A 19,454-nucleotide genomic window follows, 5' to 3' on the forward strand; every position below is an offset into this window, starting at 1 on the left:
CAATGTTTAAAAAGAATTTAATTTTAAAGAAACATCCTAAAAAAACTAAGTCCATGGAAGAACGCATGAATACCTTACGTGCCGGCGTTTTAGGCGCTAACGATGGTATTTTAACTGTCGTCGGGGTCCTCTTTTCCGTGGCCGTCGCCACGCCCAACCGCTTTACCATTTTTATTGCCGGCTTGGCTGATTTGATTGCCTGTGCTTTCTCCATGGCTTCTGGCGAGTATGCGTCAGTGTCTACTCAAAGTGATACCGAAAAAGAAGCCGTTGCCTTGGAGCAAAGAAAACTCGACACTAATCCTGAAGAAGAATTAGCCGCCGTTAGTGCCTACTATCAAGAACAAGGGATTAGCCCCGACACCGCCGATGAAATCGCGCGCGACCTCTTAAGTAAAAAGCCCCTGGAAACTGTGGTGGCGGTCAAATATGATTTAACCTTGGGGGAATACATGAACCTTGGGACGCGGCCTTCTCTTCTCTTATCTCTGCTTCACTAGGTGGTATTTTGCCCCTCCTAGCTATGAGCCTCTTTCCCGCCCACCTTATGTGGCAAGCAACTATCGTGGCCGTTTGTATCTCCGTTTCTATTACTGGATTCTTGAGTGCCAAATTAGGGAACGGTTTAGTTAAAATTGCTGTATTTCGGAATTTAATTGTCGGAATTTTAACGATGATTATCCACTATAGTTTAGGTTTGCTCTTATAACAATTAACAGCCAGGACTTCTTGGCTGTTTTCTTTTACCCAAAAAAGCAACAAGCTTTCAAACTTGTTGCTTAATCTTCTTTGGGATAAACGACTTCTTTTAAGTAAAGCCCAGAAGCTGGGGCAGTTTCTCGTGCTTCAGCTCGGTCTTTGACTTCATAGAGCCGCAAAAAATCATGAATTGGACGACTGCCGTTACCAATTTGTAGGAGCGTCCCCACCATAATCCGCACTTGATTATATAAAAAACCATTGCCGTAGAATTCAAAAATCACTTCATCATTTGCTTGATCTTCACGCACCGTAGCCTCGTAAATCGTCCGTACATGGTCATCAGTTTGACTTCCTGAAGCCACAAAACTGGAATAATCGTGCGTACCTTCTACATCAGGCATAGCTTGCTTAATTCGCTCAATATCCAAAGCATACTTATAATGTCCAGTATAATTGCGTTTGAAAGGATTGGTAAAGCGTCCTCGACTTACTCGGTAGAGGTAACGCTTACCATGGGTTGAGAAACGCGAATGGAAGTTCGCATCAACAATCTCACAGTCAATAATTTCAATTTCTAAAGGTAGGATAGCATTTAGTCCTCGCATCATCCCTTGAGCTGGAATGTCATGAGGAAAATCAAAGTGGGCCACTTGCGCCAAAGCATGTACCCCGGCATCCGTCCGCCCCGAACCGTGAATCGTGATGAAATCATCGAACTTACTCATTTTATTAACAGCATTTTCCAAGGTCCCTTGGATCGTTCTTTGATTAGGTTGTCTTTGAAAACCGGCAAAATTTGTACCATCATAGGCCATCGTAATTTTATAACGTTGCATTTTTTCTACATCTTTCTTAAAAATAATAAAGCAACCGTCACTAACAAGAAGAACACTAGCGCTAAGCTATCAGCACATTGCCACTTATTTTGACGGTATTTTGTCCGACCTTGACCACCACGATAACCTCGCGCTTCCATAGCCGTGGCTAAATCTTCAGCACGATTAAAAGCCGAAACAAAAAGGGGGATTAACAGCGGAATTACCGCTTTAACTTGGTCTTTAATCTTGCCTTGACCAAAATTTACTCCTCGTGAACGTTGGGCGTTCATAATCTTTTGGGTTTCATCCAATAAGGTGGGCACGAAACGTAAAGCAATGGATAACATTAAAGCAATTTCATAAACGGGAACCTTTAGGTAAGCCAGAGGCTTCATCAAAGACTCCAATCCATCGGAAATTTCCAGCGGTGAAGTCGTTACAGTCAATAAGGTTGACATGAAAATAATCAAGACAAACCGACAAAAAACATAGATTCCATTGACCAATCCAAAGCTGGTTAAGGATAAAATCCCCCATTGCCAGTAAACATGACCACCACTGGTGAAGAAGATTTGCAAAACAACGGTAAAAATAATCAACCAGAGTAACGGGCGTAAACCTTTAAGGAAAAAGCCTAATTTTATTTGTGACATCATTACTGATAACATTACCACTAAAAATAAGAGGCCATAAGTCCAGACATTGTTAGCTAAAAAAATAATCAAGATGAAATACATACTTAAAATTAATTTAGCTCGCGCATCTAAGCGGTGTACGAAAGAATCGCCACTTAAATAACGTCCTAACAAGAAATTAGACATCTCGGATACCTCCTTGACGATAAAGTTGTGCTAAATCACGCGCTAATTCTAGCTTAGTCAATGGAATTTGCTCAAACTTCAAGCCTCTTTGCATCAACTTGTAGCAAAAGCCGTGGTCTGTGGTAAACCTAAGTGGTGGTCTAAAAGCCACTGGGGATCCGCAAAAATTTCACGTGGTTGCCCTTCTTTAATCAGGTGCCCCCCTCCATAACTAAAACATGGTCCGCATAATTGGCGACATCATTCATATTGTGAGTCACTAAAATCGTCGTTAAGCTCTTTTGATCGTGGAGACGTTTGAATAGTTCCATCATCTCTTGGCGTCCTTGAGGATCAAGGCCGGCCGTTGGTTCATCTAAAACTAAAACTTGTGGCTCCATCGCCAAAATTCCAGCAATCGCCACGCGTCGCATTTGTCCGCCAGAAAGTTCAAATGGTGACTTTCCCCAGAGTTCCTCTGGTAGATTGACATCTTGAGCAACCCGTTTCGCAATTGCCAATGCTTCTGCCTCACTTCTACCAAAGTTTTTGGGAGCAAAAGCAATGTCTTTAAGAACGGTTTCTTCAAAAAGTTGAGCTTCTGGAAATTGAAAAACAAATCCCACCTGGCGTCTTAAACTATTCAATTCCTTATTTTTGGTTTCTGGTGTGATGTGATAACCGTTAACCTCTAAACTTCCCTCGGTAGCTTTAAAAGCCCGTTGAGGTGTTGAAGTAAGGTTGACTTTCCACTCCCCGTATGACCAATAATTGCGGTATAAGAGTGATCATTAATCGTGGTCGAAACGCCACTCAAGGCTCTTTGTTCCATGGGGGTATTGGCTTGATAGGCATAGCCTAGTTCTTGGAAAGTAATTGCCATAACCAGTCCACCATCCCTTCTTCATCTAGATATTGACTTGGGGTTGCTAGTCCTTCTGCTTTTAAAGCCTGTTTAAGCTGCTCTGAATAGGGTAAACCCAACCCCATGGCTTCTAACTCTTGGGCATGTTGGAAAACTTCCGTAGGCTGACCATCCAATGTAATCACCCCATCATTCAACACGATAATCCGATCCGCTAAAGCCGCTTCATCAATATCATGGGTAATTGAAATTACTGTGAAGCCTTCTTCGTGGTTAAGCTGCTGCATCATTTGAACAATTTCCCGTCGACCTTTAGGATCGAGCATACTAGTAGCTTCATCAAAAATAATAATTTTCGGCCGCAAAGCAAGCACTCCCGCAATAGCTACCCGTTGCTTTTGCCCTCCAGAAAGGTGTTCAGGTTGCTTTTTAGCGAAGGCTGACATATTAACCGCTTCAAGGGCATCAGTTACCCGCTTAACCATTTCGGAATGCTCGGTACCTTGGTTTTCTAAACCAAAAGCCACATCACCTTCAACATCAGCGCCGACAAACTGGTTATCTGGATTTTGGAAGACAATTCCGATATTAGCACGCACGTCCCAAACGGTTTCTTCATTTAAAACTAAATCGGCAACTTCAATTTGGCCTTGGTCAGCCACCAAAAGACCATCTAAGAGTTTAGTCAGGGTGCTTTTCCCACTCCCATTATGACCAATTAAAGCCACCCATTGACCCGCTTCAATCGTTAAATTTAAATTATCTAAGGTTGGTTTACTTTGTTCTTCATCGTAGCGATAAGTAAGATTTTTAATTTTAATAACTTCACTCATTGCTTATCCCTCACTTGATGTTATTTATATTGTTATTGTTAAAAGCAACACTAATTAAATTATAACACACAAAAGCGGTTAAGACGAAAATCTCAACCGCTTATCTATTTAACCCGATAGAGCATTTTACTCCAAATAAAAAATCACTTTTCATAATGAAGGTTTCACCTAACGGCTACTTAGGACTAGACTTGGATTTTACCCCATCATCGTAACGCCCAGTTATCATTATGAAAGTGACAAAATAATCTTAAAATTTATTAGTATTAAACTAATTCAAGAACAGCCATCTTAGCTGCGTCACCACGACGTTGTTCCATCTTTAAGATACGAGTGTAACCACCATTGCGTTCAGCGTAACGAGGTGCTACATCGTCAAATAACTTTTGCAAAGCAGTTTGAACAACAACCTTGTCTTCAGTTTCTTTAACGTCAGCAACAACGTCCATTACAAAAGCTGCTGCGCGACGACGAGAAGCTAAATCACCCTTCTTGCCTAAAGTGATCATCTTTTCAGCAAATTTGCGAACTTCTTTAGCGCGTGTTTCAGTTGTAACGATTTTGCCGTTAACAAGTAAGTCAGTAGTCAAGTTCCGTAACATTGCTTTACGGTGTGCACTTGTGCGACCTAATTTACGGTATGCCATGAAATATTTCCCTCCCTTAATTCTTAGTCATCATGACGTAAGGATAATTCTAAATCAGCTAACTTAGCCTTAACTTCTTCTAATGACTTGCGACCCAAGTTACGGACCTTCATCATATCAGCTTCAGACTTGTTAGTTAATTCTTGAACTGTATTGATTCCTGCACGCTTCAAACAGTTGTATGAACGAACAGATAAATCAAGTTCCTCAATTGTCATTTCGAGCATCTTTTCTTTGTGTGATTCTTCTTTTTCCACCATAATTTCAACATTCTTGGCTTCATCAGTTAAATCAACAAATAAAGTTAAGTGCTCTGTTAAAATTTTTGCAGACAAGCTAATTGCTTCACTTGGAGTGATTGAACCGTTAGTCCAAACATCTAACGTTAACTTGTCGTAATCATTTTTTTGACCAACACGTGTTTTTTCTACTTGGTAGTTGACACGTTCGATCGGGGTATAAATAGAGTCAATTGCCAAGACACCGATAGGCATATCGTCGTTCTTAGCTTTGTTTTCATTTGCAGAAACATAGCCACGACCTTTGTCCGCAGTCATCCGCACGTGGAGTGAGTGACCTTCAGCAACCGTTGCAATATATAAATCATCATTTAACACTTCAACGTCGCTAGGTCCTTTAATATCACCGGCTGTTACTTCTAACGGACCGACAACATCAATTTCCAGTGTTTGGCTTTCTTCTGAGTCCATCTTCAATGCCACTTTTTTCAAGTTCAAAATAATTGTGGTTACGTCTTCTAACACACCTTCAACAGTGGAAAATTCGTGTAACACACCATCAATTTGAATATCAGTGATGGCAGCACCTGGTAAAGAAGATAACAAAGTACGACGTAACGAGTTACCTAAAGTTGTACCATAACCACGTTCAAGTGGTTCGATAACGAACTTACCGTAGTTTGTTTCTTCTTTGATTTTGTGAATTTTTGGCTTTTCAAATTCGATCATTCTTATCTTTACCCCTTTCAAAACGTAACGTGTAATCTGGTGCAAACATTATGAGTTGCCCTCAAAATGAAAACTACTCCAAATTAAACACGACGGCGCTTTGGAGGACGGCATCCATTGTGAGGAACTGGTGTAACATCCTTAATAGATGTAACTTCAAGACCAGTTGTTTGAAGCGCACGAATTGCGGCTTCACGACCGGAACCTGGGCCTTTAACGGCAACTTCAACGTTCTTCATACCATGGTCCATTGCAGCTTTGGCAGCAGCTTCTGAAGCCATTTGAGCAGCAAATGGAGTAGACTTACGAGAACCCTTGAAACCTAACGCACCAGCTGATGACCATGCTACGGCGTTACCGTGAACATCAGTAATCATAACTAATGTGTTGTTAAAAGTTGAGTGAATGTGTGCCACGCCGGTTTCAATATTTTTTTTCACACGACGCTTACGTGATTTTTTAACAGCCATGAACTAGCTATACCTCCTTTATAGTATTAATTATTTCTTCTTACCGGCAATTGAAATTGCTGGGCCTTTACGTGTCCGTGCGTTGTTCTTAGTGTTTTGACCGCGAACTGGTAAATGACGACGGTGACGTAGACCGCGGTAAGAACCGATTTCTGAAAGACGCTTGATGTTTAAGGAAACTTCACGACGTAAGTCACCTTCAACCTTAATCTTATCCACAGCAGCACGGATAGCATCTTCTTGATCTGCTGTTAAGTCGCGAACGCGAACATCTTCTGAAACTTCGGCTTCAGCTAAAACCTTCTTAGCTGTTGTGTTACCGATTCCGTAAATATAAGTTAAGCCGATTACGATACGCTTGTTACGTGGTAAATCGACACCTGCGATACGAGCCATTACAATTACACCTCCTGTTTAATTATTATCCTTGACGTTGTTTGTGCTTTGGGTTAGCGCAGATAACCATAACGCGACCTTTACGCTTGATTACTTTGCAGTGTTCGCACATTGGTTTAACTGATGGTCTTACTTTCATGAATTATACCTCCTATATAGTGTCGAAAGTACAATCTATTTAAAGCGATAGGTAATGCGACCCTTAGTCAAATCGTAAGGGGACATTTCAACTGTAACCTTGTCCCCTGGTAAAATCCGAATGTAGTGCATCCGAATCTTACCGGAAACATGGGCTAAGATTTCATGCCCGTTTTCGAGTTCAACCTTGAACATCGCATTGGGTAACGTTTCTTTGATCGTACCCTCAATTTCAATCACATCATCTTTCGCCACGCAAAAGTACCTCCTTAAAATTGGTTTTAAAACTTTACACGAAAATTGTGAGAAGCTTTGTTGGAGTCCCACCTTTTTCCGCAAGCCAGTTTACTCTCTTCTCAAGAGCAAACTGAGCCTATTGAAAAGATAAACCTGATTTATCATATCATAGCCCCCACCATAGTGCAAGAAAAAAATCTAAAATTTCACTAATTTTTTTATGAGAAAATATTTTCACTAATTTCTTAATCTCCTGTTCTCTAATTAGGGATTATTTTATTACCTTTTACTTCCGATTTTTATGGTACAATTCTTTACTAGTAACAGAGTTTTCATCCATTTTGTTAGAAAGATTGAGGACATGTATTAATGAAATTAAAAGACATTGAATATTTTTACCAATTATCACAACTCAACTCCTTCACCCGTGCGGCCAAATATTTTGGCGTCAGTCAGCCCACTATTTCTTATGCTATCAAACGGCTCGAGGATAAACTTGAATGTGATTTAATCGTCAAAGATCCATCCCATCGAAGTGTAGCTCTCACACGCCAAGGAGAAATTTTTGCCGCTCAAGCTGAAGAAATTATCAACTTGGTTTCTAATTCTGTTAATAAGGTCAAAGAGTCCCTACATCCTGATATCACCATTGGCTTTCCCCCAATGATTTCAAACTATATCTTCCAAACTTTATCTGGTCGAGATTACGACCTCGAACAACTTTCGACGTATAAATTTGTCCGAGGAGGTTCTAACGATCTTTTGGTTGGCTTAGAAGAAGGTAAATTTGATTTAAGTGTATTGGGCTCACTTGAGCCAATTCAAAATCCTCACCTCGAAATTACCCCTCTATTTACCAAGGAATTTTATATTGTGGTATCCAAAAAGCATCCCCTTGCCTTGCACCGACAAATTGCTTTTCGCGATGCCTTAAAGGAAAAATTCGTCCTCTTAGATTCACATAATGTCCACTTGACAGCCTTCAACCGCCTAAATCATCTTTACCGCGATCAAGTTAAACCTGCGTTAATGCTCGATGACTTAGCTGCTATCAAACAAATCGTTAAGCAGAATAAAGGTATTTCTTTCTTATCTGGACTAGCCCTTTCTAAAGCCGATGAAAAAGATTTAGTCAAACTCCCCTTAGTTAATAACGAAAAAATGACTTTTTATATCAGCTATGCTTATCCTAAAAACCTTTCTTTGCCCAAAGAACTAGACAGTTTTATCAAACTCATCAAACGTGTTAAATAGCTACGAAAAAGTCGACAAAGCATAACTTTGTCGACTTTTTTTCGTGGTTTTATTATTATTCTTTACTTACTGGTTAGTGGAAGAAAGGAATTAAGATTCCTCCAAGGATTAAGATAATCGCCCCACCTAAACGGTTAGCCATTTGCGCAAAGGCAATCATTTCCATCCGGTCAGCAGCAGATAAGACCGCAATGTTACCAGTTCCACCCATAGAGTTGTTAATCATCCCGGCACCAATCGCAGTTTCTACTGGGTATAACCCTAAAAGTTTCCCAATGATAGCTGCACTCAACCCCATAACTACAACTGAAGTTAAGCTCAGCACAATAAATTGCCAAGTCATCGCACTAGCTAATGATGATAAGTCAATCATAGCCAAACCAATTCCTGCTAAGACAGCGTGAGTTAAATTTGTCATGACAACTTGATTGAACATTACTACTGATTGTTCAAGTTCCTTAGGAACAATGTTAGTCGCTTTTAAAATAAAGACCAAGATAATCATGAACGCGTAGCCGTGAACCTTTGGTACAAAAGCATTCAAAATCGTTCCGATTAAGAACAACATGAAGGCAAACATTAGTCCCACACCAATCCGACTAGCATCTAATTGAACTTTTTCCTTTTTTAATTGTGAAGGATCTACAGGAATTAAAACCCCGTGGCCATTATACTTAGTATTGGCAAAAGCCTTTGAAATAAAGACTGCCCCAATAATTGCTAAAATATTTCCCAAAGTTGTGGCAGGAGCAAGTGTGGAAAGAATTACTCCTTGGTTAGCATGTAAACCAGCCGCATAAATCTTTGATAGTGGCACAATTCCAGCCCCCATCCCACCAGCCATTTGCGCAAATGAGATATACATAATTGAGTGGCTAAAACCTTGGCCTAATAAGGCTCCAACACCACCTACTGCTAGTGCACCAATCACCATGGAAATTAATGCCACCGGAATGAACTTTGCTGAGGCTTTCACTAACAAGTCACGGTTCATACCTAAAATTGCTCCACAGATTAGAGCAGCGATATAAAAATCAAGAAAACCCCAATCACTCATGAAAGTATTGGTAGCACTAATTAAATCCTTAGGAATCCATCCTAAAGCCGAAACTACAGCCCCCGCCAACAAGGTAAAGACTGAGCCACCACCTAAATAGGATTTAAAAATCGGCAAAATTTCACCAAGATAATAAAATAAGTGCCCTAATACAATTAACATAAAAGTAATTCCCAACATGTTTGCTGGTAATTTTCCCATTGCAATTGTAATTGCCAAAATAATTACCAAACCAGCATAAAGTGGCAAACTTACACCGGAAATTTTAATTTCATTTAACTTCTTCATTCTCTAATATGCCTCCGAACTCAAAAATTATTTATATTCTGGAGTCCATGTAAGGTCGCGTACGGCCTTAGTCATATCAGTTTCTTTTGTTTGTGCTAAACCTTGCTTTTGTGCTTCCTTAGCCACAGCTTCGGCAACCTTAAAGGAAACTTCGTTAATGGCACTAAATGGAGGTAAGACAGGTGCTCCCGGTTGGGTTACATCAACAAAACCACCCAATGAGCGCGCTGCTTGCCCCATCATTTCATCAGTTAATAACTTAGCTTCAGAAGCTAACATTCCCAAACCTAAACCTGGGTAAACTAAAGCGTTGTTAGCTTGACCAATGTAGTAAGTTGTTCCTTCATATTCAACTGGAGCTGATGGAACACCCGTTGCAACAAAGGCTTTACCCTTAGACCATTCGATTACTTGTGCAGCAGTTGCTTCAAGTTTACGCGTTGGGTTAGAAATAGGGAAAATCACTGGACGTTCTGTGTTAGCACACATTGCTTCGACAACTTCCTGAGTGAAGGCACCGGCATTAGTTGAAGTCCCAACTAAGATAGTTGCCTTAGTAGCTTTAATAATGTCAGCTAAGTTTGTCATATCACCAGCATTAGCAAAGTCCGCGCGCTTCTTAGCAAATGGTTTTTGGGCTGGAGTTAAATCATCCATGTCATCAAATAAGAGACCTTGCTTATCAACCATGAAGAAACGACTGTAGGCTTCTTCTTCAGTTAAACCGTTAATAACCATCTCTTGGTGAACACGACCAGCAATCCCAGCACCAGCCGAACCACCACCATAGCAGAGGTAAATTTGGTCAGTTAACTTTTCTTTCTTAATATCTAAAGCACCAAAAACTCCACCTAAAACAATCATTCCAGTACCTTGGATATCGTCGTTGAAAGTTGCAATATCATTCTTGTAACGATTTAAAATATCAGCAGCAGTTTCACGGCCGAAGTCTTCCCAGTGTAAGTACAATTTAGGGAAGAGATTTTCGGCAATGTTAACAAACTTGTCAATGAATTCAAAGTATTTTTCATCGTTTACACGAGCATGACGGTTACCTAAATAGTTAGGGTTGTCTAATAATTCTTGACGATTAGTACCGTTATCGATAACCAATGGTAAGACATTTTCTGGGTTAATACCGGCAGCACCAGTATAAATCATTAACTTACCTACTGCGATGTCAACCCCTTGAACACCCCAGTCACCGATTCCTAAAATACCTTCGGCGTCAGTAACAACAATCAAACGAATTTCACGGTCACCCGCTGCATTCTTCAAAGTTTCTTCGATATTTTCAGGGTGGTTAACATCTAAGTAAGCAGCGTATTGTGGATCAACAAATAAGTCACTATATTGTTCAATGGTTTCAGCAATCACTGGATCATAGACAATAGGATTGAATTCTTCCAAGTGTTGGCTAAATAAGTAGTAGAACAGAGTACGATTTGTATTGAAAATTTCCATTAAGAAGTGACGCTTTTCAAGGTCAGATGGCTTCTTAGAAAAGTGTTCGTAAGCTTGCTTAGCTTGTTCCTGAATTGTTTGGATGTAAGGAGGTAAAATCCCAACTAATCCTAATTCTTGACGTTCTTCCATTGTAAAGGCAGTACCTTTATTCTTGAATGGATCGTTTAAAACTTCATGTGCACGCATTGTTGCACCTCCATTATTTTTTTTAAATCTAACACCGCAAAATTGCTTGTTGACAATCGCTATTATAGTAAGCACTTTTCGTTATAGTCAAATTCTACCTTTAGCATAAATCGTGTTTATAACAATACGCAAAAAAAATCTGCCCAAAAGCAGATTTTAAATATCTTATAAATTATCCAAGACATCCTTTACGTCAGCAAAAACTTTGTCGATATCTTGATTACCGTCAACTTGGTGTAAGAGATTCTTTGCTTCGTAGAAGTCAAGTAACGGAGTATTCATCTTGATGTTAACTTCTAAGCGGTTCTTAACTGTTTCTGGCTTATCATCTTCACGTTGGTAGAATTCATGTTCACCACAACGGTCACAGGTGCCTTCAACCTTAGTTGGATTGAAAACCTTGTGGTAAGTAGCACCGCAGTTCCGGCAGATGTAACGCCCCGTTAAACGTTCCATCAAAGATTCTGGATCAACGTGAATGTTGATTACCCCGTTTAACTCGCGGCCTAATTCCTTACCAATTTCTTCCAAAGCTTCAGCTTGAGCCATGTTTCGTGGAAAACCATCCAACAAGAAACCTTCCTTAGTGTCTTCTTGGGCTAAACGTTCCTTAACGATACCATTCGTAACTTCGTCAGGTACTAATTCACCCTTATCAATGTACTTCTTGGCTTCCAATCCCATTGGTGTTTCATTCTTCATTGCTGCGCGGAAAATATCCCCCGTTGAGATGTGAGGAATCTTGTAAGCATCAACAATTCTTTCGGCTTGAGTACCTTTACCAGCCCCAGGAAGTCCCATTAACATTAAATTCATTGCCATTATAAAATCTCCTTTGATTAAATCATCATACGTTTTATTATACCATAAAAAATGGCAAACAAAAAGCAGGCCTAAGCCTGCTTCTTATTTGTTGCTATCTAAATCAGCCGGACGATTGCCCCGAATAAATCCAACATATTCTTGTTTCATGGTCATACCTTCTAATTGGCGCATTGATTCAAGGGTTACCCCAATCACAATTAAAAGACTTGTCCCACCTAAACCGATAGATTCGTCTAAACCAAAGTAAGCAGAGGCAATTAATGGAATCAATGAAACTAACCCCAAGAAAAGTGCCCCCACGGTTGACAACCGCATTAATAAGCGGGAAACGTAACGTTGTGTTTCCAATCCAGGCCATACAGATGGAATGTATGAGCCTTGCTTTTGTAAGTTTTCTGCCATTTTTTCAGGGTTTACTTGAACAAAAGCATAGAAGAAAGTAAACAAGACAATCAATACTGTGTATAAGGTCATACCTGCTCCTGTGGTGGTGGAGAAGATATTCGTCATCACCTTATACCAAGTATCGGTTGAATGATTTTCTGCAAAAGCCACCAAAATCGTTTGTGGTAATGCAATGAATGAACTGGCAAAGATAACCGGAATAACCCCCGCTACGTTGACACGTAATGGTAAATAAGAGTTATCAGTGGCCCCTGCCATACGTCGCGTGTAACGAATTGGCACCCTGTAAGTAGCTTGTTGGACATAAGTCACAAAAGTAACGATAATTAAAATCGCCACCACTAATAACACTACAAACAAAATTGGTTGCCATAAATCAGCTTTTTCAACTCCGCTAAACTGATCTAAATAAACCTGTTGAATTCCAGTTGGGACGCGGGCAATGATACCGGCCATGATAATCATAGAAATCCCGTTACCAAACCCACGATCAGTAATCATATCCCCCAACCAAGTGGTGAACATGGTTCCACCTGTCAGGATAATTCCGATAGTAACATATGTTTTTACACCAGGATCAGTCACCAGGTTCAAACTCGAAAGATAGTTGAACCCAGCCGTAATCCCAATTGATTGTATAAACGCAAGCACAATCGTCAAGTATCTTGTCACTTGATTTAGCTTCCGTCGACCTACTTCCCCCTGTTTACTCCATTCAACAAAGCGAGGAACTATATCCATTTGTAATAATTGCACAATAATTTGCGCAGTAATGTATGGGGAAACCCCCATAGCCAAGATGGAATAGTTCGTCAAGCCGCCCCCACTAAAAGTGTTCAAGATACTAATTAACCCTGAAGATGCAACGCTGGACAGAGCCTTTGCGTTGATCCCAGGGACAGTGATATATGTGCCTAAGCGAAATACAATCAAGACGCCTAAGGTAAATAAGATCTTTTTACGAATCTCTTTTACAGCTAAAGCGTTCTTCATTGTCTTAAGCATTAGATCACCTCAGCTTGACCGCCTTTAGCTTCGATAGCAGCTTTAGCAGATGCACTAAACTTGTTAGCCTTAACAACTAACTTCTTGCTTAATTCACCATTGCCTAAAACTTTGATACCATCTTTTTGGTCCTTAACGATACCAGCTTCAAATAACAATTCTGGTGTTACTTCTGCACCGTCTTCGAACTTGTTTAAAGTTTCTAAGTTAACAATTGCGTAGTCCTTACGGTTAATGTTCTTGAAACCACGTTTAGGCATACGACGGAACAATGGCATTTGTCCCCCTTCAAAACCTACACGTACTTTAGAACGAGCTTTTTGACCTTTTTGACCACGACCTGCTGTCTTACCGTTACCGGATGAAGTACCACGACCAACACGGTTGCGTACTTGACGTGAGCCTTCTGCAGGTTGTAATTCATGTAATTTCATTAGGGTTGGCACCTCCTTATTAACTAAATGCTTGACTATTTAGCCAATTCAACGTCCACTAAGTGATTGATTTTGCGAATTGCACCGCGCATAGCTGCATTGTCAGGAACAACAACAGAGCTGTTAATACGGCCAAGGCCTAAACCTTTAACAATTTCGCGTTGGTTTTGAGGACGTCCAATGACAGAACGAACTAAAGTAACTTTTAAGTTAGCCATGTATTTGTCCTCCTTAATCTGCTAAGTGTTGAACAGAAACGCCACGTAAAGCAGCAACTTCTTCAACACTCTTCATGTTTACTAAACCATCAATTGTAGCACGAACAACGTTGATTGGTGTGTTAGAACCTAATGATTTACTTGTAACATCACTAACACCGGCAAGTTCCATAACGGCACGAACCGCACCACCAGCAGCAACCCCAGAACCGGCGATGGCTGGCTTCAACATAATACGACTACCACTGTATTGACCGACAACTTCGTGAGGAAGTGTAGTTCCAACCATAGGAACTTCGATTAAATTCTTACGAGCAGCTTCAACAGCCTTACGGATAGCTTCTGGAACTTCTTGAGCTTTACCAGTACCGAAACCTACGTGGCCATTGTGGTCACCGACGATAACTAAAGCAGCAAAGCGAAGACGACGTCCACCTTTAACAACTTTAGTAACACGGTTAATCGCAACAACGCGATCTTCTAATTCTAATTGAGCTGGATCAATAAAAGTCATTATCGTTATTTCCTCCTTTTCCTAAAAGTTTAAGCCATTTTCGCGTGCAGCTTCAGCTAAAGCTTTCACACGACCATGGTATAGGTATCCGCCACGGTCAAATACAACATCTGTGATACCTTTTTCAGCAGCACGTTTAGCAACAACACTACCTACTGAAGCAGCTTGTTCAGTCTTAGTATTACCACTAACTTCGCTGTCTAAAGTAGAGGCACTAACTAGCGTCACACCCGCTACGTCATCAATAACTTGAGCGTAGATGTTTTTGTTTGAACGGTAAACATTTAAGCGTGGGCACTCAGAAGTACCAGAGATTTTACCACGAACACGTGCGTGACGACGTTGACGTGTCTTGTTTTTGTCTGGTTTTGAAATCACTATTTTCACCTCTTAGATTTGATTAACAGTTAAAACTGTTTATTACTTACCAGTCTTACCTTCCTTACGACGTACATATTCACCAACGTAGCGAATACCTTTACCCTTGTAAGGTTCTGGTGCACGAGTAGCACGAATGCGGGCTGCCACATCACCAACTACTTCTTTGTTAATCCCAGATACGATTACGGAAGTTGCAGATGGAGCTTCAAAAGTAACTCCTTCTTCCTTTTCGAATTCAACTGGGTGAGAGTAACCAACATTAAGAACTAATGTTGTACCCTTCATTTGAGCACGGTAACCAACCCCACGCAATTCAAGTTCCTTCTTGAAACCTTCAGAAACACCTTCAACCATGTTGGCGAAGTTTGCACGAGTAGTTCCGTGTAAAGCTTTTGTCTTGCTATCATCTGATGAACGTGTGAATGTTACCACGTTACCTTCGATGTTGATAGCAATTTCTTTTGCAAATTCACGAGTTAATTCACCCTTAGGACCTTTAACAGTCACCACGTTGCCGTCTTGCTTAACTTCAACGTTTGCTGGTAAATCAACTTCTTTAAAACCGATACGACTCACTAGTAGGCACCTCCTTACTTGTCTTTATTTATTACCAAACGTAAGCGATAACTTCGCCACCGATTTTCTTGGCGCGAGCTTCTTTGTCTGTGATAACACCTTCAGATGTTGATAAGATAGCGATACCTAAGCCGTTTAAAACCTTAGGAACAGCATCTGCTTTAACGTATTTACGTAAACCAGGCTTTGAGATACGACGAAGACCTGTGATTACACGTTCTTTATCTGTACTGTATTTCAAGAATACACGGATAACGCCTTGTTTGTCATCTTCGATGTATTCCACATCGCGAACGAAACCTTCACGTTTGAGGATTTCGGCGATGTCACGCTTGATTTTTGAAGCAGGAATTTCAACAGATTCGTGCTTAACCATGTTAGCATTCCGAATACGAGTTAAAAAGTCTGCGATTGGATCAGTCATGACCATGTTTTGTTTGCCTCCTTTATCTTGTTGTTACTGGTTTACCAGCTAGCCTTCTTCATACCAGGGATTTGACCTTGTGTGCAAGATCGCGCAGGCAAACACGGCATAACTTGAATTTACGATATACAGAGTGTGGACGGCCGCAACGTTCGCAACGAGTGTATTCTTGAGTTGAGAACTTAGCCGGACGCTTGTTTTTAGCGATCATTGATTTTTTAGCCAATGTTTTAAGCCTCCTTATTTAGCGAATGGCATACCAAGTTGAGTTAATAATTCGCGAGATTCTTCGTCAGTGTTAGCTGTTGTAACGATAACGATGTCCAAACCACGAACCTTGTTAACGTCATCAAAGTCGATTTCTGGGAAGATTAATTGTTCACGTACACCTAATGTGTAGTTCCCACGACCATCAAAAGCACGCTTACTTACACCGTGGAAGTCACGGACACGTGGCAATGAAACAGAAACTAACTTGTCTAAGAAGTCGTACATACGTTGGCCACGTAAAGTAACTTTGGCACCAATTGCCATACCTTCACGTAAACGGAAACCAGCGATAGATTTCTTAGCACGTGTGATAACTGGCTTTTGACCAGAAATCAAAGTTAATTCTGCAACTGCTTCGTCTAAGTTTTTAGCATTGCTTACAGCATCACCAACACCCATGTTAAGCACGATCTTTTCAACCTTAGGTGCTTGCATGATTGATGAGTAGTTGAATTTTTCCATCATTGATGGAACGATTTCGTTAGTGTATTTTTCCTTTAAACGGTTAACCATGAAGAAAGTATCCTCCTTTCTGCTCGATATTAAAGAGTTTCACCAGTCTTTTTAGAAACTCGAACTTTCTTACCATCTTCTACCTTGAAGCCAACACGTGTTGCTTCGTTGTTAGAAGGATCGATGAGCATAACGTTAGAAACGTGGATTGGTGCTTCAACTTCAACAATCCCACCATTTGGGTTTGCGTTAGTTGGCTTTTGGTGTTTCTTAACGATGTTAACGCCCTTAACAATCACGCGGTCCTTAGCAGGGAAAACCTTTTCGATAACGCCTTCCTTACCCTTATCTTTACCGGCAATTACTTTAACTTTGTCATTTTTCTTGACGAACATTTTTCTTGTGCACCTCCTTGTTAGATAGATGGAATATTATAACACTTCAGGTGCCAAGGAAACGATCTTCATGAAGTTTCCGTCACGTAATTCACGTGCAACTGGCCCGAAGATACGAGTACCCTTAGGTGATTTGTCTTCACCAATGATAACTGCCGCATTTTCATCAAACTTGATGTATGAGCCATCTGCACGGTGTGCACCAGTCTTAGTACGAACAACAACGGCCTTAACGACGTCACCTTTTTTGACAACGCCACCTGGTGTTGCTTGTTTAACAGTAGCAACGATGATGTCACCGATATTAGCTGTCTTGACACGGGAACCACCCAAAATCTTAATAACTAAGATTTCGCGGGCACCAGAGTTATCAGCGACTTTCAAACGACTTTCTTGTTGGATCACTTTGTGTGTCCTCCTTTCGTTATTAGATTAGAATACGAATCAACTGCGATATATCTTATTTATCAAAGAAAATTAGATAATAACTGCTTCTTCAACGATTTCTAATAAACGGAAACGTTTTGTAGCTGATAATGGACGAGTTTCCATAATTTTCACGATGTCACCAGTCTTAGCTTGGTTGTTTTCATCATGAGCTTTGAACTTCTTTGAGTACTTAACACGCTTGCCGTAAACTTTGTGGTTTACATAAGTTTCAACAACAACTGTGATAGTTTTATCCATTTTGTCAGAAACGACACGTCCTTGGTAGACTTTGCGTTGGTTACGACCTTCACTCATCAGTGGTTAGCCTCCTTTTCGTATTCTTATTTGTTTAATTCTGCTTGGCGCAACGCTGTTTTGATGCGTGCGATATTCTTACGTACTTTGTTTAAGCGTGCGGTATTTTCTAATTGACCGGTAGCTAATTGGAAGCGTAAGTTGAATAATTCTTCTTTGTATTGCTTTTCTTTTTCAAGCATTTCAGCAGTGGTTAATTCATTAATTTCTTTAGCCTTCATTTGATTCGCCACCTACTTCCTCACGTATTACAAACTTAGTCTTAACTGGGAGCTTGTGAGAAGCAAGACGTAAAGCTTCACGTGCGACTTCTTCGGATACACCGTCGATTTCGAACATAACTTTACCACGCTTAACTGGAGCTACCCAACCTTCAGGAGCACCTTTACCGGAACCCATCCGAACACCAATAGCCTTAGCAGTGTAAGACTTGTGAGGGAAAATCTTAATCCAAACTTTCCCACCACGCTTCATGTAACGAGTCATAGCAATACGGGCTGCTTCGATTTGACGGTTTGTAATCCAGTGTGAATCTAACGCTTGGATACCGTATTTACCGAAAGTGACTTCCTTGCCACCCTTAGCTTCACCACGCATCTTACCGCGGAATTCACGACGGTGCTTTGTACGTTTTGGTACTAACATAGGTACATTTCCCTCCTTTTACTTTTCTTTCTTTGTAGGTAAAACTTCACCACGGTAAATCCAGACTTTAACACCTAACTTACCGTATGTGGTTGCAGCTTCAACCCATGCGTAATCGATATCTGCGCGTAATGTGTGCAATGGCACAGTACCTTCTGAGAAACGTTCAACACGTGACATATCTGCCCCATTCAAACGACCAGCAACTTGTACCTTGATACCTTTTGCACCGGCACGCATTGTCCGTTGGATAGCTTGCTTCATGGCACGACGGAAAGCGATACGATTTTCCAATTGTTGAGCAATGCTTTCACCAACTAATTTTGCTTCTAAATCAGGTTTCTTGATTTCCACAATGTTAATGTGAACTCGCTTACCTGTTAAGTTATTTAATTCTTTACGAAGTTTTTCTACTTCAGAACCGCCTTTACCGATAACCATACCAGGTTTTGCAGTATGGATAGAAATGTTAACACGCTTTGCAGCACGTTCAATTTCTACGGTAGAGACAGAAGCGTCGGCTAATTTTGTTTCAATGTAACTACGAATGCTTAAGTCTTCGTGTAAGTTACCGGCAAATTCTTGGTTGTTTGCAAACCATTTTGAATCCCAGTCACGAATAACTCCGACACGTAATCCAGTTGGATTTACTTTTTGACCCACGCGTTATCCCTCCTTATTTTACAGATACGACTACAGTGATGTGACTTGTACGCTTGTTAATTGGGGAAGCAGAACCCTTTGCACGAGGACGGAAACGTTTCATAGTTGGTCCTTCGTTAACAAAAGCTTCGCTAACGTATAAGTCTTCAACATCTAAGTCAAAATTGTTTTCTGCGTTAGCAACGGCAGACTTTAATACTTTTTCGATGAGACGAGCACCTGAACGTGGTGTAAACTTCAAAATGCCCATTGCATCGGCAACTTTCTTACCACGAATAAGATCGATCACAAGACGTGCTTTACGTGCAGGGATTCGAACTGTCTTAGCAGTTGCCTTTGCTGATGTAACTTGTTCAGCCATTTAAATATCCTCCCT

The 19,454-nt window shown here is 40.6% G+C and carries 27 protein-coding genes and 4 pseudogenes; 2 read left to right on the forward strand and 29 right to left on the reverse strand.

Annotation, left to right across the window (positions count from 1 at the left end):
- Positions 1 to 2 precede the first annotated feature (2 nt).
- Positions 3 to 709 (forward strand): annotated as a pseudogene (locus JCM10991_RS12060) (VIT1/CCC1 transporter family protein).
- A gap of 70 nt (positions 710 to 779) precedes the next feature.
- Here JCM10991_RS12060 and truA read toward each other — a convergent pair.
- The 10 genes and pseudogenes from truA to infA form a co-directional block, all read right to left on the reverse strand.
- Positions 780 to 1,538: a tRNA pseudouridine(38-40) synthase TruA gene (gene truA, locus JCM10991_RS00995; protein WP_023859595.1), complete on the reverse strand. Its 759-nt coding sequence runs from the start codon at positions 1,536 to 1,538 to the stop codon at positions 780 to 782.
- A gap of 5 nt (positions 1,539 to 1,543) precedes the next feature.
- On the reverse strand, positions 1,544 to 2,341 hold the full coding sequence (locus JCM10991_RS01000; RefSeq protein WP_025020294.1) for an energy-coupling factor transporter transmembrane component T family protein: 798 nt from the start codon (positions 2,339 to 2,341) through the stop codon (positions 1,544 to 1,546).
- A pseudogene (locus JCM10991_RS12065) lies at positions 2,334 to 3,203 on the reverse strand (energy-coupling factor ABC transporter ATP-binding protein). The gene JCM10991_RS01000 and the pseudogene JCM10991_RS12065 overlap by 8 nt, the downstream one beginning before the upstream one ends.
- On the reverse strand, positions 3,179 to 4,018 hold the full coding sequence (locus JCM10991_RS01010; protein WP_025020295.1) for an energy-coupling factor ABC transporter ATP-binding protein: 840 nt from the start codon (positions 4,016 to 4,018) through the stop codon (positions 3,179 to 3,181). The pseudogene JCM10991_RS12065 and the gene JCM10991_RS01010 overlap by 25 nt, the downstream one beginning before the upstream one ends.
- Positions 4,019 to 4,284: 266 nt before the next feature.
- Complete coding sequence (gene rplQ, locus JCM10991_RS01015; protein ID WP_023859591.1) at positions 4,285 to 4,665, reverse strand: 50S ribosomal protein L17; 381 nt, start codon at positions 4,663 to 4,665, stop codon at positions 4,285 to 4,287.
- Positions 4,666 to 4,688: 23 nt separating this feature from the next.
- Entirely contained in the window at positions 4,689 to 5,633 is a 945-nt protein-coding gene (locus JCM10991_RS01020) for a DNA-directed RNA polymerase subunit alpha (protein ID WP_023859590.1), read from the reverse strand.
- An 83-nt stretch (positions 5,634 to 5,716) separates the two neighbouring features.
- The gene (rpsK, locus tag JCM10991_RS01025) at positions 5,717 to 6,103 is read right to left on the reverse strand and encodes a 30S ribosomal protein S11 (protein WP_023859589.1); all 387 of its coding nucleotides are present in this window, start codon (positions 6,101 to 6,103) and stop codon (positions 5,717 to 5,719) included.
- A gap of 30 nt (positions 6,104 to 6,133) precedes the next feature.
- The gene (gene rpsM, locus JCM10991_RS01030) at positions 6,134 to 6,499 is read right to left on the reverse strand and encodes a 30S ribosomal protein S13 (protein WP_023859588.1); all 366 of its coding nucleotides are present in this window, start codon (positions 6,497 to 6,499) and stop codon (positions 6,134 to 6,136) included.
- Between the two features lie 25 nt (positions 6,500 to 6,524).
- Complete coding sequence (rpmJ, locus tag JCM10991_RS01035) at positions 6,525 to 6,638, reverse strand: 50S ribosomal protein L36 (protein WP_025020296.1); 114 nt, start codon at positions 6,636 to 6,638, stop codon at positions 6,525 to 6,527.
- A gap of 35 nt (positions 6,639 to 6,673) precedes the next feature.
- Positions 6,674 to 6,892: a translation initiation factor IF-1 gene (gene infA, locus JCM10991_RS01040; protein WP_003689399.1), complete on the reverse strand. Its 219-nt coding sequence runs from the start codon at positions 6,890 to 6,892 to the stop codon at positions 6,674 to 6,676.
- 351 nt (positions 6,893 to 7,243) lie between these two features.
- Between infA and JCM10991_RS01045 the strand changes: the two genes are divergently transcribed.
- The gene (locus JCM10991_RS01045; RefSeq protein WP_023859586.1) at positions 7,244 to 8,128 is read left to right on the forward strand and encodes a LysR family transcriptional regulator; all 885 of its coding nucleotides are present in this window, start codon (positions 7,244 to 7,246) and stop codon (positions 8,126 to 8,128) included.
- A 73-nt stretch (positions 8,129 to 8,201) separates the two neighbouring features.
- Here the strand turns inward: JCM10991_RS01045 and JCM10991_RS01050 are convergent, their stop codons facing one another.
- The 19 genes and pseudogenes from JCM10991_RS01050 to rplV all read right to left on the reverse strand — a co-directional run bounded on the left by JCM10991_RS01050 (position 8,202) and on the right by rplV (position 19,439).
- The gene (locus tag JCM10991_RS01050) at positions 8,202 to 9,473 is read right to left on the reverse strand and encodes a 2-hydroxycarboxylate transporter family protein (RefSeq protein WP_023859585.1); all 1,272 of its coding nucleotides are present in this window, start codon (positions 9,471 to 9,473) and stop codon (positions 8,202 to 8,204) included.
- Between the two features lie 27 nt (positions 9,474 to 9,500).
- Positions 9,501 to 11,126, reverse strand: a complete 1,626-nt coding sequence (locus JCM10991_RS01055) for a malolactic enzyme (protein WP_023859584.1) — start codon at positions 11,124 to 11,126, stop codon at positions 9,501 to 9,503.
- A 165-nt stretch (positions 11,127 to 11,291) separates the two neighbouring features.
- Complete coding sequence (locus JCM10991_RS01060; RefSeq protein ID WP_023859583.1) at positions 11,292 to 11,948, reverse strand: adenylate kinase; 657 nt, start codon at positions 11,946 to 11,948, stop codon at positions 11,292 to 11,294.
- Between the two features lie 84 nt (positions 11,949 to 12,032).
- Positions 12,033 to 13,361: a preprotein translocase subunit SecY gene (secY, locus tag JCM10991_RS01065; protein ID WP_023859582.1), complete on the reverse strand. Its 1,329-nt coding sequence runs from the start codon at positions 13,359 to 13,361 to the stop codon at positions 12,033 to 12,035.
- The gene (gene rplO / locus JCM10991_RS01070) at positions 13,361 to 13,795 is read right to left on the reverse strand and encodes a 50S ribosomal protein L15 (protein ID WP_023859581.1); all 435 of its coding nucleotides are present in this window, start codon (positions 13,793 to 13,795) and stop codon (positions 13,361 to 13,363) included. The genes secY and rplO overlap by 1 nt, the downstream gene beginning before the upstream one ends.
- 35 nt (positions 13,796 to 13,830) lie before the next feature.
- A complete protein-coding gene (gene rpmD, locus JCM10991_RS01075; RefSeq protein ID WP_023859580.1) occupies positions 13,831 to 14,013 on the reverse strand; it encodes a 50S ribosomal protein L30 in 183 nt (60 codons plus the stop codon).
- Between the two features lie 13 nt (positions 14,014 to 14,026).
- On the reverse strand, positions 14,027 to 14,527 hold the full coding sequence (gene rpsE / locus JCM10991_RS01080) for a 30S ribosomal protein S5 (protein ID WP_023859579.1): 501 nt from the start codon (positions 14,525 to 14,527) through the stop codon (positions 14,027 to 14,029).
- A gap of 21 nt (positions 14,528 to 14,548) precedes the next feature.
- On the reverse strand, positions 14,549 to 14,914 hold the full coding sequence (rplR, locus tag JCM10991_RS01085; RefSeq protein ID WP_023859578.1) for a 50S ribosomal protein L18: 366 nt from the start codon (positions 14,912 to 14,914) through the stop codon (positions 14,549 to 14,551).
- Between the two features lie 33 nt (positions 14,915 to 14,947).
- Positions 14,948 to 15,484 (reverse strand): 50S ribosomal protein L6, encoded by a 537-nt coding sequence (rplF, locus tag JCM10991_RS01090; protein ID WP_025020298.1) that lies wholly within the window; start codon positions 15,482 to 15,484, stop codon positions 14,948 to 14,950.
- A gap of 31 nt (positions 15,485 to 15,515) precedes the next feature.
- Positions 15,516 to 15,914, reverse strand: a complete 399-nt coding sequence (rpsH, locus tag JCM10991_RS01095; RefSeq protein WP_025020299.1) for a 30S ribosomal protein S8 — start codon at positions 15,912 to 15,914, stop codon at positions 15,516 to 15,518.
- A 35-nt stretch (positions 15,915 to 15,949) separates the two neighbouring features.
- Positions 15,950 to 16,134 (reverse strand): annotated as a pseudogene (locus tag JCM10991_RS14765) (type Z 30S ribosomal protein S14).
- Positions 16,135 to 16,148: 14 nt separating this feature from the next.
- Positions 16,149 to 16,691, reverse strand: a complete 543-nt coding sequence (rplE, locus tag JCM10991_RS01100; protein WP_023859575.1) for a 50S ribosomal protein L5 — start codon at positions 16,689 to 16,691, stop codon at positions 16,149 to 16,151.
- A gap of 29 nt (positions 16,692 to 16,720) precedes the next feature.
- A complete protein-coding gene (rplX, locus tag JCM10991_RS01105) occupies positions 16,721 to 17,026 on the reverse strand; it encodes a 50S ribosomal protein L24 (protein WP_023859574.1) in 306 nt (101 codons plus the stop codon).
- A 36-nt stretch (positions 17,027 to 17,062) separates the two neighbouring features.
- Positions 17,063 to 17,431 (reverse strand): 50S ribosomal protein L14, encoded by a 369-nt coding sequence (gene rplN, locus JCM10991_RS01110; protein WP_023859573.1) that lies wholly within the window; start codon positions 17,429 to 17,431, stop codon positions 17,063 to 17,065.
- A gap of 72 nt (positions 17,432 to 17,503) precedes the next feature.
- A complete protein-coding gene (rpsQ, locus tag JCM10991_RS01115; protein WP_023859572.1) occupies positions 17,504 to 17,770 on the reverse strand; it encodes a 30S ribosomal protein S17 in 267 nt (88 codons plus the stop codon).
- 26 nt (positions 17,771 to 17,796) lie between these two features.
- Positions 17,797 to 17,991, reverse strand: a complete 195-nt coding sequence (rpmC, locus tag JCM10991_RS01120) for a 50S ribosomal protein L29 (protein WP_023859571.1) — start codon at positions 17,989 to 17,991, stop codon at positions 17,797 to 17,799.
- Positions 17,981 to 18,415: a 50S ribosomal protein L16 gene (gene rplP / locus JCM10991_RS01125; RefSeq protein ID WP_023859570.1), complete on the reverse strand. Its 435-nt coding sequence runs from the start codon at positions 18,413 to 18,415 to the stop codon at positions 17,981 to 17,983. The genes rpmC and rplP overlap by 11 nt, the downstream gene beginning before the upstream one ends.
- Positions 18,381 to 19,078 (reverse strand): annotated as a pseudogene (gene rpsC, locus JCM10991_RS01130) (30S ribosomal protein S3). The gene rplP and the pseudogene rpsC overlap by 35 nt, the downstream one beginning before the upstream one ends.
- A 13-nt stretch (positions 19,079 to 19,091) precedes the next feature.
- The gene (gene rplV, locus JCM10991_RS01135) at positions 19,092 to 19,439 is read right to left on the reverse strand and encodes a 50S ribosomal protein L22 (RefSeq protein WP_023859568.1); all 348 of its coding nucleotides are present in this window, start codon (positions 19,437 to 19,439) and stop codon (positions 19,092 to 19,094) included.
- Positions 19,440 to 19,454: the final 15 nt, after the last annotated feature.

It is taken from the genome of Ligilactobacillus equi DSM 15833 = JCM 10991, from assembly GCF_000615765.1.
Classification (GTDB): Bacteria; Bacillota; Bacilli; order Lactobacillales; family Lactobacillaceae; genus Ligilactobacillus; species Ligilactobacillus equi.